The organism is Rhizobium sp. 01N48, from assembly GCF_056399145.1.
In genome coordinates this window covers 697,105-711,016 of record NZ_JBFTQT010000001.1, presented here as the reverse complement: position 1 = coordinate 711,016, position 13,912 = coordinate 697,105, and the positions used below count along the sequence as shown (strand labels likewise).

The 13,912-nt window shown below is 61.7% G+C and carries 12 protein-coding genes; 8 read left to right on the top strand and 4 right to left on the bottom strand.

What is annotated here, in order from left to right; all coding sequences use genetic code 11:
• The first annotated feature begins 85 nt into the window (after nucleotides 1-85).
• On the top strand, nucleotides 86-2,191 hold the full coding sequence (gene recG / locus AC1DOG_RS03640; protein ID WP_477926854.1) for an ATP-dependent DNA helicase RecG: 2,106 nt from the start codon (nucleotides 86-88) through the stop codon (nucleotides 2,189-2,191).
• Nucleotides 2,192-2,261: 70 nt separating this feature from the next.
• On the opposite strand, the gene AC1DOG_RS03635 is transcribed toward recG, so the two are convergent.
• The gene (locus AC1DOG_RS03635; protein ID WP_477926853.1) at nucleotides 2,262-4,133 is read right to left on the bottom strand and encodes a L,D-transpeptidase family protein; all 1,872 of its coding nucleotides are present in this window, start codon (nucleotides 4,131-4,133) and stop codon (nucleotides 2,262-2,264) included.
• Nucleotides 4,134-4,536: 403 nt separating this feature from the next.
• Here AC1DOG_RS03635 and fumC point away from each other — a divergent pair, with 403 nt between their 5' ends.
• Together fumC and AC1DOG_RS03625 are read left to right on the top strand one after the other, a co-directional pair.
• Complete coding sequence (gene fumC, locus AC1DOG_RS03630) at nucleotides 4,537-5,928, top strand: class II fumarate hydratase (RefSeq protein ID WP_477926852.1); 1,392 nt, start codon at nucleotides 4,537-4,539, stop codon at nucleotides 5,926-5,928.
• Between the two features lie 170 nt (nucleotides 5,929-6,098).
• Nucleotides 6,099-7,706 (top strand): fumarate hydratase, encoded by a 1,608-nt coding sequence (locus tag AC1DOG_RS03625; RefSeq protein ID WP_477926851.1) that lies wholly within the window; start codon nucleotides 6,099-6,101, stop codon nucleotides 7,704-7,706.
• Between the two features lie 4 nt (nucleotides 7,707-7,710).
• Here AC1DOG_RS03625 and AC1DOG_RS03620 read toward each other — a convergent pair whose 3' ends face one another.
• Nucleotides 7,711-7,944: a hypothetical protein gene (locus AC1DOG_RS03620; RefSeq protein WP_477926850.1), complete on the bottom strand. Its 234-nt coding sequence runs from the start codon at nucleotides 7,942-7,944 to the stop codon at nucleotides 7,711-7,713.
• A 332-nt stretch (nucleotides 7,945-8,276) separates the two neighbouring features.
• Between AC1DOG_RS03620 and AC1DOG_RS03615 the strand changes: the two genes are divergently transcribed.
• Nucleotides 8,277-9,344: a GGDEF domain-containing protein gene (locus AC1DOG_RS03615; protein WP_018900569.1), complete on the top strand. Its 1,068-nt coding sequence runs from the start codon at nucleotides 8,277-8,279 to the stop codon at nucleotides 9,342-9,344.
• A gap of 31 nt (nucleotides 9,345-9,375) precedes the next feature.
• Here the strand turns inward: AC1DOG_RS03615 and AC1DOG_RS03610 are convergent, their stop codons facing one another.
• Nucleotides 9,376-9,987, bottom strand: coding sequence for a pyridoxamine 5'-phosphate oxidase family protein (locus AC1DOG_RS03610; protein WP_113011230.1), 612 nt, complete (start codon nucleotides 9,985-9,987; stop codon nucleotides 9,376-9,378).
• A 99-nt stretch (nucleotides 9,988-10,086) separates the two neighbouring features.
• Nucleotides 10,087-10,461, bottom strand: a complete 375-nt coding sequence (locus AC1DOG_RS03605; RefSeq protein WP_113199950.1) for a gamma-butyrobetaine hydroxylase family protein — start codon at nucleotides 10,459-10,461, stop codon at nucleotides 10,087-10,089.
• 194 nt (nucleotides 10,462-10,655) lie between these two features.
• Between AC1DOG_RS03605 and moaA the strand changes: the two genes are divergently transcribed.
• From moaA to mobB, 4 genes are all read left to right on the top strand, one after another.
• Nucleotides 10,656-11,642: a GTP 3',8-cyclase MoaA gene (gene moaA / locus AC1DOG_RS03600; protein WP_477926890.1), complete on the top strand. Its 987-nt coding sequence runs from the start codon at nucleotides 10,656-10,658 to the stop codon at nucleotides 11,640-11,642.
• A gap of 134 nt (nucleotides 11,643-11,776) precedes the next feature.
• Entirely contained in the window at nucleotides 11,777-12,685 is a 909-nt protein-coding gene (locus tag AC1DOG_RS03595) for a DMT family transporter (protein WP_477926849.1), read from the top strand.
• Nucleotides 12,685-13,344 carry a molybdenum cofactor guanylyltransferase MobA gene (gene mobA / locus AC1DOG_RS03590; RefSeq protein ID WP_477926848.1) on the top strand — a complete coding sequence of 220 codons (660 nt, stop codon included), beginning with the start codon at nucleotides 12,685-12,687 and terminating at the stop codon, nucleotides 13,342-13,344. The genes AC1DOG_RS03595 and mobA overlap by 1 nt, the downstream gene beginning before the upstream one ends.
• Nucleotides 13,341-13,862 (top strand): molybdopterin-guanine dinucleotide biosynthesis protein B, encoded by a 522-nt coding sequence (mobB, locus tag AC1DOG_RS03585; protein ID WP_477926847.1) that lies wholly within the window; start codon nucleotides 13,341-13,343, stop codon nucleotides 13,860-13,862. Before mobA ends, mobB begins: the two co-directional genes overlap by 4 nt.
• Nucleotides 13,863-13,912: the final 50 nt, after the last annotated feature.

Below are 13,912 nucleotides of genomic sequence, written 5' to 3'. Positions count from 1 at the left end.
GCTTCCTGTTGATGCGCCTCTATAGACCCTCGAAAGCTGCTTGTCAGCCTTGCCAAGCACGCATTGTTCATCGCATTTTGCCGGCATGCGCCCCGCCATTCTCGATCCGCTGTTCTCCTCCGTCTCCGGCCTGCCCGGCGTCGGCCCGAAGATCGCCGAACTGCTCGCCAAGCTCTTCGGCCGCGAGACGCCGGAGGATTGCCGTGTCGTCGATCTGCTCTTCCACGCGCCGCACTCGCTGATCGATCGGCGCAACCAGCCGGGCATCGCGCGCGCGCCGCAGGGCGCCATCGTGACCATCACCGGCCGCGTCGACCGCCACCAGCCGCCGCCGAACAAGAAGAGCAACGTCCCCTACCGCGTCTTCCTGCACGACGAGACCGGCGAGCTGACGCTCGTCTTCTTCCGCGGCCAGTCGACATGGCTGGAGAAACAGCTCCCCCTCGACGAAGAGGTCACCGTCAGCGGCAAGATCGACTGGTTCAACGGTCGCGCCTCGATGGTGCATCCCGACTACATCGTCAAAGCCAGCGAAGCGGAGAACCTGCCGCTGGTCGAGCCGATCTACCCGTTGACGGCGGGGCTTTCGCCGAAGACGCTGCGCAAGATCATCGAAGCCGCCCTACCGAAGACGCCTGAGTTCCCCGAATGGATCGATGCGGCGCTGGCCCAAAAGCAGGGCCTGCCCTCCACCGCCGATGCCTTCCACGGCCTGCATGAGCCGCGCGACCCCGCCGATATAGACCCGCAGGCGCCGGCCCGACGCCGCCTCGCCTATGACGAGTTCCTGGCCGGCCAGCTGTCACTGGCGCTGGTGCGTCAAAGGTTGCGCAAGGTCTCCGGCCAGCCGGTGCATGCGACGGGCCATCTCAGCCGCCAGATCCTCGAAGCCCTGCCATTTTCGCCGACCAGCAGCCAGACCGAGGCGATCGCGCAGATCCTGAAGGACATGGCCGGCGACGATCGCATGTTGCGCCTGTTGCAGGGCGACGTCGGCTCCGGCAAGACGCTGGTGGCGCTGATGGCGATGGCCGCGGTCATCGAAAGCGGCGGCCAGGCCGTGCTGATGGCACCGACCGAAATTCTCGCCCGCCAGCATCACGCGACCATCGCCAAATACACGGCCGCCGCCGGCATCCGCATCGAGGTGCTGACCGGCCGTACCAAGGGCAAGGAACGCGACGAAATCCTTGAGCGCATCGCTTCCGGCGAGGCCCARATCGTCATCGGCACCCACGCGCTGTTCCAGGATACCGTCAACTACAAGAACCTGATGCTGGCTGTTGTCGACGAGCAGCACCGCTTCGGTGTCCACCAGCGCCTGCGCCTGACCGCCAAGGGCATCACGCCCCATATGCTGGTCATGACAGCAACGCCGATCCCGCGCACGCTGGTGCTCGCCGCCTTCGGCGACATGGACGTCTCCAAGCTCACCGAAAAGCCCGCCGGCCGCAAGCCGATCCAGACGATCACCATCCCCACCGAGCGCATCGGCGATATCGTCGGACGCCTGAAGGCGGCGCTCGCCGACGGCAAGAAGGCCTACTGGATCTGCCCGCTGGTCGAGGAATCCGAAGAGAGCGACCTGATGTCCGTCGAGGAGCGCCACGCCACGCTCGTCTCAGCACTTGGCCCAGGCATCGGCCTGATCCATGGCCGTATGAGCGGTGCGGAAAAGGACGCGGTGATGATGGCGTTCAAGTCAGGCGAGATTCGCCTCTTGGTCGCGACCACGGTGGTGGAAGTCGGCGTCGACGTGCCGGATGCGACGATCATGGTCATCGAACATGCCGAGCGTTTCGGTCTGGCACAGCTTCACCAGCTGCGCGGCCGCGTCGGGCGCGGCGACGAGGCATCGACCTGCATTCTGCTCTATCGCGGCCCTCTCGGCGAAACCGGCCACGCGCGTCTCACGATCATGCGCGATACGGAAGATGGTTTCAGGATCGCCGAAGAGGATCTGAAGCTGCGCGGCGAAGGCGAACTGTTGGGAACGCGGCAGTCGGGAACCCCGGGGTTCAGGATTGCGAGCCTAGAGGCGCATGCCGATTTGCTGGAGATCGCCCGCAAGGATGCGGCTTATCTGATCGAGCGTGATCCTGACCTGACGTCCGAAAGGGGCAACGCCGTGCGCACCCTGCTCTATCTCTTCCGCCGCGACGAAGCGATCCGCTTCCTGCACGCCGGCTGATTGCCGATATCACCAGACATCGACAGCTTGAAAGGCGCCGCGCGACCGATGGGCCGCGCGGCGTCTGAAATCAGATCTGGGCGCCGCGTGCCTTGGTCGTGGCGTCGAAGGCCTTCTGGACGTAGGTGTCGCGGTCATAGACGTCGTTGAAATACTGAACGACGCCGTTCTTGTCCGGCCAAGCCGTGAAGTAGGCGATGTAGACGGGGAACTTCTGCGGCACCTGCACCGCATGGTTCTTGCCGGTCGCGATCTCCTGGCCGATCTTGTCGACCGTGGTGTTCAAGACGGCAGCCGCCATCGCGCGCGGATCGGCAAGACGGACGCAGCCATGGCTCAGCGCGCGCATGTCACGCTTGAAGAAGCTCTTCGACGGCGTGTCGTGCATGTAGATCGCATGCGCGTTCGGGAACAGGATCTTCAGTTCGCCAAGCGCATTGTCACCGCTCGGTGGCTGGCGCACGGAGACGTTCGCGGTTGAACCGTACCAGTCGACGCTGGAAGAAGGCACGGCGCGGCCGCCGACGGCGACTTCATAGCCCATGCGATCGAGATAGTTCGGGTCGGAGCGCAGCTTCGGCAACATCTCGTTGATGATGATCGACTGCGGCACGCCCCAGAACGGGTTGAATTCGACCGTCTGGATCTGGTCCTGGAAGAAGAACGTCTGGTGCGACGGCTGGCCGATCACCACGCGCATCGACAACTGTTCTTTGTTGTCGTTGTTGTAGTAGACCATGAAGGCCGGCTGGTTGATGAAGACGTAGCGCGGGCCGAGATCGGCCGGCAGCCAGCGGGCCTGTTCCATCGCCACGACAACCTTCTCGATCTTCGAGCTGTTGCTGTCGCCGCCAGTCATCGTGCGAACGGTCGCCTGGCCGACGATGCCGTCGGGCTTCAGGCCATGTTCCTTCTGGAAGGCTTCGACCAGCGTCACGATCTCCGGCGAGTAATCGACACCACCGGTGTAGGCAGCCAGCGTCGCCGCGTTCTCGCTCTTCAGCGCGGCCGAGCCGTGCTTGTCGATCGCCTTGACGATGTTGGGGATTTCCGAAGACGTTTCGCCGGGATGGAGAACGCCGCTCAGTTCGATCTTGATCGGCTGCTCGCCATTGCCTTCGCCCTTCAGCTTGGCAAGCTCGGCCTGCAGTGCTGAGAACTGCGGACCATTCGGCGTGCGGCTCGAGAGATAGGCGTCGACATCGGGGCTCATCCGCGCCAGCTTCAGCACCGGATCGAGATTGACCGTCTTGCGGGCGAAATCGTGATAGCCGGAAAGCTTGTTCGGGTCGACGCGGCCACGGATCGTATCCTGCACATAGGCCAGAACCTTGGCCGACAGCGCCAGCTCGAACTGCGTCAGCGCGCGGTCGCGCATCGCGGGATCAGGATTGGCCGGATCGACAGCGGGAACCTCGACGGCATAGTCGGCCGGGTCGAGCCCGACGGAGCCGGCATTGGCGAGGAAGGCCATCGCCGCCTTGGCGCGATCGTTGACCTCGGTGCCGGTCAGCCAGACCAGTTCGTTCTTGGTGTCGCCGTAGTAAGTCTCGAGCGCCTTGGCGACTTCGACAGGGGCGCGAACCTTGGCATCGATCAGATAACGACGCTGCACCGACGGCGTGGCATCGCTCGGCGTACCGACGGCTGCAACCGCGCCGGTGACGACGGGATCCGTGAACTTGCCGGTATCGACAAGCCGCATCGGATCCACCTTGTAGGTGTAGTAACGCGGTGCGGACACCTTCGGCAGCGGTGCGCTGGTATTGACCTGCGGCGGCAGCACTTCGGGAGCCGGATTGATGATGGTGCTCTGGGTGCGGGCACGATCACCTCGGATCATGTCCATCAGCGTATAGGCATGCGCGGGTGCGACACCCATAGCGGCCATGCCGCAGGAAAGTGCCAGTGCGGAAACCGCACCTTTCAAGAAGAATCTCATGCTTTTTCCAGTCCCAGTCTCATGCTGTCTTCGGTCATGGGCATCGCCCAGCTCAAACTCTTTACTCACCCGTCGCTGTCAGGTGACATGGCAGAAACGGGACGCCACCGCCAGCCTCGAAGAACTCACTCTTCCGTAACGTAGCAAACCCGCCGCCTCCCGCCAGTTCACACAAAATTATGAAATTATTGGTTAATTTTTTACTTTATTTTCGCCTGCTCACACAGTCCCCCAAAAGACGTTGTTAGATAAAAAATAAGACGTGGCCAAAAAACCACGTATAGCGCAGCCGCTAATATGACTTCGCGGCTCATATTTTTTGATCGCCGCTGTTTTCTTGGGTTGGCTTGAGACCTATAAGACGGCATCTCCGCAGCCGCTCACGCGAAAGAAAGGCATGGCCATGACTTCCACCCGTATCGAAACCGATACTTTCGGCGAGATTGAAGTACAAAGCGACAAGTATTGGGGCGCGCAGGCGCAGCGCTCGCTAGGCAATTTCAAGATCGGTTGGGAGAAGCAGCCGCTGTCGATCGTGCGCGCGCTGGGCATCGTCAAGCAGGCCGCCGCCCGCGCCAACATGGCGCTCGGCAAGCTGGAACCGGCAGTCGGCAACGCCATCATCGACGCCGCCCAGGAAGTCATCGACGGCAAGCTCAACGACCACTTCCCGCTGGTTGTCTGGCAGACCGGCTCCGGCACGCAGTCGAACATGAACGCCAACGAGGTGATCTCCAACCGCGCGATCGAAATGCTCGGCGGCGTCATGGGCTCGAAGAAGCCGGTGCATCCGAACGACCACGTCAATATGAGCCAGTCGTCGAACGACACCTACCCGACGGCCATGCACATCGCCTGCGTCGAGCAGATCGTCCACCACCTGCTGCCGGGCCTTAAGCATCTCCATGCCGCGCTCGACATGAAGGTCACCGAGTTCAGCCACATCATCAAGATCGGCCGCACGCATACGCAGGACGCGACGCCGCTGACGCTCGGCCAGGAATTCTCCGGCTATTCCGCGCAGGTCGCCTCCGCGATCGCCAATATCGAGCTGACGCTGCCCGCACTCTCCAAGCTCGCCCAGGGCGGCACGGCCGTCGGCACTGGCCTCAACGCCCCGATCGGATTCGCGGAGAAGGTCGCGGAAGAGATCTCAGCCATCACCGCCCTGCCCTTCGTCACCGCGCCGAACAAGTTCGAGGCGCTGGCCTCGCATGACTCGATGGTCTTCGCTCATGGCGCGATCAACGCGGCGGCGGCTGCCCTCTTCAAGATCGCCAACGACATCCGCTTCCTCGGCTCCGGCCCACGCGCCGGCCTCGGCGAGCTGTCGCTGCCGGAAAACGAGCCCGGCTCCTCGATCATGCCCGGCAAGGTCAACCCGACGCAGTCGGAAGCGCTGACGCAGGTCTGCGCCCACGTCTTCGGCAACAACGCAGCTCTGACCTTCGCCGGCAGCCAGGGCCACTTCGAGCTCAACGTCTACAATCCGATGATGGCCTATAACTTCTTGCAGTCGGTGCAGCTGCTCGGCGACGCCGCCGTCTCCTTCACCGACAATTGCGTCGTCGGCATCGAAGCCCGCGAGGACAATATCAAGAAGGGCGTCGAGAACTCCCTGATGCTGGTGACGGCGCTCAACGGCCGCCTCGGCTACGACATCTGCGCCAAGATCGCCAAGATCGCGCACAAGAACGGCACGACGCTGCGCGAGGAAGCCGTCGGCGGCGGTTACCTGACGAACGAGGAGTTCGATCAGTACGTTCGCCCGGAAACAATGATCGGCCCGAAGTAAGCGCCATCCCGGATCATCGATGAACCACCAGACACCGCCACGGCCTCCGTGGCGGTGTTTTTTCATGCATTCTTGAGCATTTCTCGAAGGTTTTAGAATGATTGCAATTGGCAAGATGCCCGCATAGACCGTCTGCGATTTCCATTCCGGCCCGCACGAAAGGTCATTCGATGGCTGACGATCTCTTCCCCCTCGGCAAAGACTCCACCCAGTACCGCAAGATCAGCAGCGACCACGTCTCTGTCGACAGCTTCAAGGGCCAGGATATCCTGACCGTCGAGCCCGAGGGCATCCGTCTGCTTGCCGAGACGGCCTTCGCCGACATCAACCACTTGCTGCGCCCCGGCCACCTGAAGCAGCTCGCTTCCATACTCGACGACCCCGAAGCCACCGATAACGACCGCTTCGTCGCGTACGATCTGTTGAAGAACGCCAACATCGCCGCCGGCGGCATCCTTCCCATGTGCCAGGACACCGGCACAGCGATCATCATGGGCAAGAAAGGCCGCCGCGTCTGGACCGAGGGCGAGGATTACTCGGCACTCGCCAAGGGCGTGATGGATGCCTACGAGAAGAAGAACCTGCGCTACTCGCAGCTGGCGCCGATCAAGATGTTCGAGGAGAAGAACACCAAGAACAACTTGCCGGCCCAGATCGACATCTACGAGGAAGGTACGGACGAATACAATTTCCTCTTCGTCGCCAAGGGCGGCGGATCGGCCAACAAGACCTTCCTCTACCAGGGCACGCCCTCGCTGCTCACGCACGACCGGATGATCGACTTCCTCAAGGAGAAGATCCTCACGCTGGGTACGGCAGCCTGTCCTCCCTACCATCTGGCGATCGTCATCGGCGGCACCTCGGCCGAGATGAACCTGAAGACAGTCAAGCTCGCCTCGACACGCTATCTCGACGATCTCCCGACCGAGGGTTCCGAAAGCGGCCACGCCTTCCGCGACGTCGAGATGGAAAAGGAAATCCACAAGCTGACGCAGCAGATGGGCGTCGGCGCGCAATTCGGCGGCAAGTATTTCTGTCATGACGTCCGCGTCATCCGCCTGCCGCGCCACGGCGCCTCGCTGCCGATCGGCCTCGGCGTCTCCTGTTCCGCCGACCGCCAGGCAAAGGGCAAGATCAACCGCGACGGCATCTTCGTCGAGCAGTTGGAAACGGACCCATCGAAGTATATGCCCGAGATCGACGAGGCAAAGCTGTCGGAATCGATGGTAAAGATCGACCTGAACCAGCCGATGGCCGATATACTTGCAGAACTCAGCAAGCATCCGGTGAAGACCCGCCTGTCGCTGACGGGCACCATCATCGTCGCCCGCGACCTCGCCCACTCCAAGATCCGCGAGCGGCTGGAAAAGGGCGAAGGCATGCCGGATTACATGAAGAACCACCCGGTCTACTACGCAGGCCCCGCCAAGACGCCCGCCGGCTACGCCTCAGGCTCCTTCGGCCCGACCACGGCCGGCCGCATGGACTCATATGTCGATCAGTTCCAGTCCTTCGGCGGCTCGATGATCATGCTCGCCAAGGGCAACCGCTCGCGCGCCGTGCGCGAGGCCTGCAAGGCCCATGGCGGCTTCTACCTCGGCTCCATCGGCGGCCCGGCTGCCCGTCTCGCGCAGGATTGCATCCGCAAGGTCGAGGTGCTGGAATATCCGGAACTCGGCATGGAAGCGGTGTGGAAGATCGAGGTCGAGGACTTCCCCGCCTTCATCGTCACCGACGACAAGGGCAACGACTTCTTCCAGGAATTCAACCTCGGCTGATCGTTCAGTGGGCCAGTCCGGTCACCTGATCGGCCTCCAATAGGCCTTTGCTTGTCGCGATGGTATCGCTCGCGACAAGCACATCTTCGGCATTGATGCTTGCCAGTATTTCCGAAGTAAATGCACCATGAAAGAAGCCTTGTTGCTGGATCAGGAAAAGAGATCCGGCAATAACAGCGGCAGCGAGCACGGCTGGAGGCGAGTTAAGGGACGTTTGCATGGCGTGTTGCTTTCTCATGGCGCTACGGTGCCTTGAAATGCAAGTTGCCACTTCCCTATCGTTCACAAAAGAGCCGATATCGGAAACCGATTGTCAATGGATCGTTGACAGCGATGATGCCTGGCGAATATTTCGCTCAGGTCATCTAAAGAAAGATACCCTCAAGACGCGTAGACACGCTCCGCTTCCGCTTGGATTTCGATATAAAAATCATATAGATAAGAACAAGTCGGCCAATTCGAATAAAATTCACATGTAATCTCTGGTATATCCAACCTTAATCATTTCAAAACAATTGTAGCTTAAGAAATAAGAGAAGACTTTTGAGATGTACCATAAGGAGTGGCCGGATGACGACGGCTGTGGCGCCAAAGACGCAGGTTCCCGATGTGGCGAGCCAGATCACTTTTGCGATGCGCTCCATGGGTGTTGCGCCCATTCCGCGAAACTATGAACTGTTCTACGAAGCCTACATCGGTTCCAACCCGGCGCTGACGCGCGATCTCGCGGCCCTTGGCAACCAGGCGACCCAGGAAGAGCTGGACGAACTCGGCGCGCAGCATTTCAGCCACGGCGCCGGCCGCGTCTTCGACGACGCCCACACCCGCATCGCCGCCGAACTCGAATCGGTCCTGCGCGTTCTGCGTCAGGAGCAGACCTCGCTCGAAAGCTACAACAGACTGCTTGGCGAGACCTATAACCGCATCACCTCCAAGAACACGTCCAGCGTCGACCTCATTCAGAATGCTTTGCATCTGCTGACCGAGGCGACCGGACACACCATGGCGCATGGTGAGCGCACGGTCGAAAACGTCGTGCAGCGCTCCAACGAAATGGATCAGGTCCGCAAGGAACTCGACGAGTACAAGCGCATCGCCAACACGGATTCGCTGACGCGCCTTTCCAACCGCCGCGCTTTCGACGACCGCCTCGCCGCCGTCTTCAACAATCCGGCCATGCGTCCGATCACGGCGCTTGTTCTCGCCGATATCGATAACTTCAAGAAGATCAATGATACCTATGGCCATCCCGTCGGCGACAAGATCCTCGCGACGGTCGCTTCGGTCATCCGCGCCAACGTGCGCCGCGATGTCTTCGTCGCCCGCACCGGTGGCGAGGAGTTCGCGCTGATCATCGAGGGCAACACGGCCGACGAAGTCATGGCCGTCGCCGAGCGCATTCGCCGCACACTCGAAGCCACGCCGTTCAAGAATTCCCGCACCCGCGTCAACTATGGACCGGTCACGGTATCGGTCGGCATCTGCATGGCATCGAGCGCCGAAGACGCGGGCGAGCTCTATCACAAGAGCGACGTCGCCCTTTACGGCGCCAAGAACGCAGGCCGCAACTGCAGCGTCCTCTTCGAAGACGGCATGCAGAAGGACTTCACCAAGAGCTGGCTGATCTACAAGGCCTGAGCCGCGACGAACCGCGGCCTTATATTGATCGCTACCACATCGTCTTGGCCGCGCGTGCGGCCCATTCGCGATCATAGGTCTCGTGATCGAACGCTTCCGTTGCCGCCTTCAACATAAGGCCTGGCGTCGGAAGGCCTTTCGGATCGACGAAATTGTCGGGATTCCACAGCTCGGAGCGGATCAGCGCCCGCGCGCACTGGAAATAGACCTCTTCGATCGTCACCACGATAACCGTGCGCGGATGCTTGCCGTCCATCTCGAAGGAGGTGAGCAGCGCCTCGTCGTTGGAAACGACACCGCGCCCGTTGATCCGCATCGTCGTATTCGACCCCGGGATGAGAAACATCAGCGCAAGCCTGGGATCGCGCACGATGTTCGACAGCGAATCGACACGGTTATTGCCGCGCCAATCCGGCATCTGCAGCACCTTGTCATCGATAACGCGCACGACGCCACCGAGGTCACCGCGCGGAGAACAGTCCAGCCCCTCCGGGCCGACGGTCGCCAGCGCAACGAATGGCGACGCCTCGATCATCTGCCGGTAGAGCGGCGTCAGGTGGTTCGTAACCTTTGCCACGGAAGCTTCCGACAAGCCGCCGCCGTAAATCTCAGCCAGTTCCTCGACGGTCTCGATGATTTTCATGGTCGTGCCATCGCCTTGTTTCACAACAATAATTAGCCGCCTAAGATGATGCGGGCATGACACGCGTCACCCTGGCTGCGGACAAGCCTGGGCGTCGTATCAACGCGGCTTTTCCGAAGTGTCGCGGGTCATGCCCTTCTCCCGCAGCTCGTTTTCGTAGGCAGCGAAAAGCTCTTCGCCACGCTCACCAAGCTCGTGCAGATAGGACCATGTGAATATGCCGGTGTCGTGCATGTCGTCGAAGCCGATCCTGACGGCATAATTGCCAGTCGGCGTCATCGAGATGATCGCAACGTTGCGCTTGCCGGGAACGGTGACCTTCTGGCCCGGCCCATGGCCCTGCACTTCCGCCGATGGCGACAGCACGCGCAGCATCTCGGCGCTGAGCGTGAAACTCTCACCATTATTGAAGGTGATGACCAGCTGCTGCCGGTCCTTCGTCACCTTCAGCTCTGTCGGCCAGATGTCGCTCATGATGGTGCTCCTCTTCGTTTCGAGGAGTAGGCAATGCGCCTCTTTGAGGCAAGTTCAATTTAGCGTATGGGTGCCGCCTCTTGCTTGACGTTGCGCTGCACAGTACGCACATTGAGTATGGATTGGAGACTGTAGTGAACAGCAAGGTTGGAACGATCGCCAACGCCGCGCCCCTCGTGGCCGACGCGAAACCGATGATCGACCCGTTTCAGCGGGCCGTCACCTATCTGCGCGTCTCGGTGACCGATCGCTGCGATTTTCGCTGCACCTATTGCATGGCAGAGAACATGAACTTCCTGCCGAAGAAGGATCTTCTGACGTTGGAGGAGCTGAACAGGCTCTGTTCCGCCTTCATCGCCAAGGGCGTCCGCAAGCTGAGACTGACCGGTGGCGAGCCGCTGGTGCGGAAGAACATCATGCATCTGGTGCGACAACTCGGCCAACAGATCGGCTCCGGTCTCGACGAGCTGACGCTGACCACCAACGGCTCGCAGCTCGCGCGCTATGCCGACGAGCTCTATGATTGCGGCGTTCGCCGCATCAACGTGTCGCTGGATACGCTCAATCCCGACAAGTTCCGCGAGATCACCCGCTGGGGCGACTTCCACAAGGTCATGGAAGGCATCGACGCCGCCCAGAAGGCGGGCCTGCACATCAAGCTCAACGCCGTCGCCCTCAAGGATTTCAACGACGTCGAGATGCCCGAGATGATCCGCTTCGCCCATGGTCGCGGCATGGATCTGACCGTGATCGAAACCATGCCGATGGGAGAGATCGAGGAGGACCGCACGGATCGCTATCTGCCGCTCTCCAAGCTGCGCGCCGATCTCGAAAAGCAGTTCACAATGAGCGAAATCGGCTACCGCACCGGTGGCCCCGCCCGCTATGTCACCGTCGAGGAAACCGGCGGCCGCATGGGCTTCATCACGCCGATGACCCATAATTTCTGCGAGAGCTGCAACCGCGTGCGCCTGACCTGCACCGGCACGCTCTACATGTGCCTCGGCCAGAACGACGCCGCCGATTTGCGCTCGGCCGTGCGCGCCACCGAAGACGACGGATTGCTCTTTGCGGCGATCGACGAGGCGATCTCCCGCAAGCCCAAGGGCCACGACTTCATCATCGACCGCACCCATAACCGCCCCGCCGTCAGCCGCCACATGAGCGTCACCGGCGGGTGACCAGCCGAGGCGCAGTCGATTGAGCGGCGTCATTGTGCACTGCGCAATCGAATTATGGCGGCTATGTCCAGCATTCGATTCCAATCGCCCCGCTCTCGCACTACAAGAGCGCGGGGTGGAATCGGAATCTCTTTATGCCGCGGTCAAGCAATACTCAGGGTGCGATCTACATGACGATCGCGATGGCCTTCTTTTCCGCGGGCGATGCGCTGTCGAAATCGGTCATATCGGAAATGAACGCGGGCCAGATCATGTGCATGCGCGGCGTCATCACCAGCGCGCTGGTCTATCTGATTGCGCGCCACATGGGCGCATTGCGTTCCTGGCGCATCCTGCTGCAGCCCATGGTCGCCACCCGCGTCATCTGCGAAATTCTGGCCGCTGCAACCTATATCACCGCGCTCGGCATGATGCCGCTTGCCAATGCATCCGCCATTCTGCAATCGCTGCCTCTGGTGGTCACCTTCGGCGCGGTGCTGTTCTTCGGCGAACCCGTCGGCTGGCGGCGGATGCTGGCCATCTTCACCGGCCTGATCGGCGTGCTGATCATCGTCCGTCCCGATGCCGATGGTTTTACGGCGGCAGCACTCCTTTGCATCGCGAGCGTGCTCGTCACCGCCGGCCGCGACCTTGCCACCCGCAAGATCGATCCCGAAATCCCCTCGCTGATGATCACGGTCATCACCGCGATGGCGGTTACCGTATTCGGTGCGCTGCTCACGCCCGTCCTCGGCGGCTGGAAACCTGTCACGACCACGTCCTTCTCGCATATTGCCGTGGCTGCGATCACGGTGCTGGTCGGCTACCAGTGCATCATCGCCGCGATGCGCACCGGCGAAATCTCCTTCGTCGCGCCGCTGCGTTACACCAGCCTCATCTTCTCGGCGCTGCTCGGCTGGCTCTTCTTCTTCGAAGTTCCAGACAGCTGGACCGTGATCGGCGCCGCGATCGTCATCGCCTCCGGGCTCTATACCTTCTACCGTGAGGCCAAGCGGCGCGGCGCGCCGGTCGCACAGGAATCCGAACCGAGAGTACCGGTCTGATGGCCAAGCCCCCGATCCTCAACTCAGCGAGCGGCTTCACGCTCGACCGATCCAACATTCCAGGCGTCGTGCTTGCCGGTGGACGCTCCTCGCGCATGGGCCGCGACAAGGCAGGCGTCACGCTGTCGGGCCGCACGCTGCTCGATCGCGTCATCGAGCAGCTGTCGCCGCAGGTCCTCTCCGTCGCGGTCAATGCCGACGCCGCGCCTGATTGCTGCAACCGCCCCTTTATTCCCGATATCGTCCCCGGCAAGGCCGGCCCGATGGCCGGCATCCACGCCGCCATGGCGCATGCCGCAAGCCTGCCGGCCGTCACGCATGTCGCGACCGTGTCCGTCGACAGCCCGTTCTTCCCGCACGATCTCGTCGACTGGCTGGCAGCCGCCATCGACACGCCCACGCGAATCACCATCGCCACCTCCGAGGGCCGCAGCCATCCCGTCTTCGGCCTGTGGCCGGTGGCGCTTGCCGACGACCTCGAAAGCTGGATCGCAACCGACGAGAAGCGCCGCGTTCGCGACTTCCTGTTACGGCATGACGTTACGGAAGTTGCCTTCCCGCTGCGCCCGACGCGGGCAAGCCTGCTTGACCCGTTCTTCAACGTCAACACGCCCGATGACCTCGCCGAGGCAGAGCGCTGGATGAAGGTGCTGACATGACCGAGCGGCCAAGGATCTTCGGCATTTCCGGCTGGAAGAACTCCGGCAAGACAGGGCTTGCGGTTCGTCTCGTCGAAGAGTTCACCCGCCGCGGCTACCGGATTTCGACGATCAAGCATGCCCACCATGACTTCGACATCGACAAGGTCGGCGCCGATAGCTACCGCCACCGCCAGGCGGGCGCCCATGAAGTGACGATCGTCTCCGGCACGCGCTACGCCATCATGCACGAGCTGCGCGGCGCAGCCGAACCGAGTTTCGAGGAAATCCTCGCCCGTATCGCCCCCTGTGATCTCGTCCTCATCGAGGGCTACAAGCGCGAGCCGATCCCGAAGATCGAGGCCCGCCGGCTGGAATCGGCAAACCGCGAACCGCTGGCGTCAGGCGATCCCCATATCGTCGCCATCGCCGCCGATCATCCGGTCGCCGACACCGCCCTGCCCGTCTTCGACCTCGACGACACGCTTGCCATTGCCGATTTCATCACGGCAACCGTCGCTCTCCCGCCCCTGAAATAAGCACCGTCGGAAACAAGAAAGGCCGCCGATCGCCCGGCGGCCTTTCCATT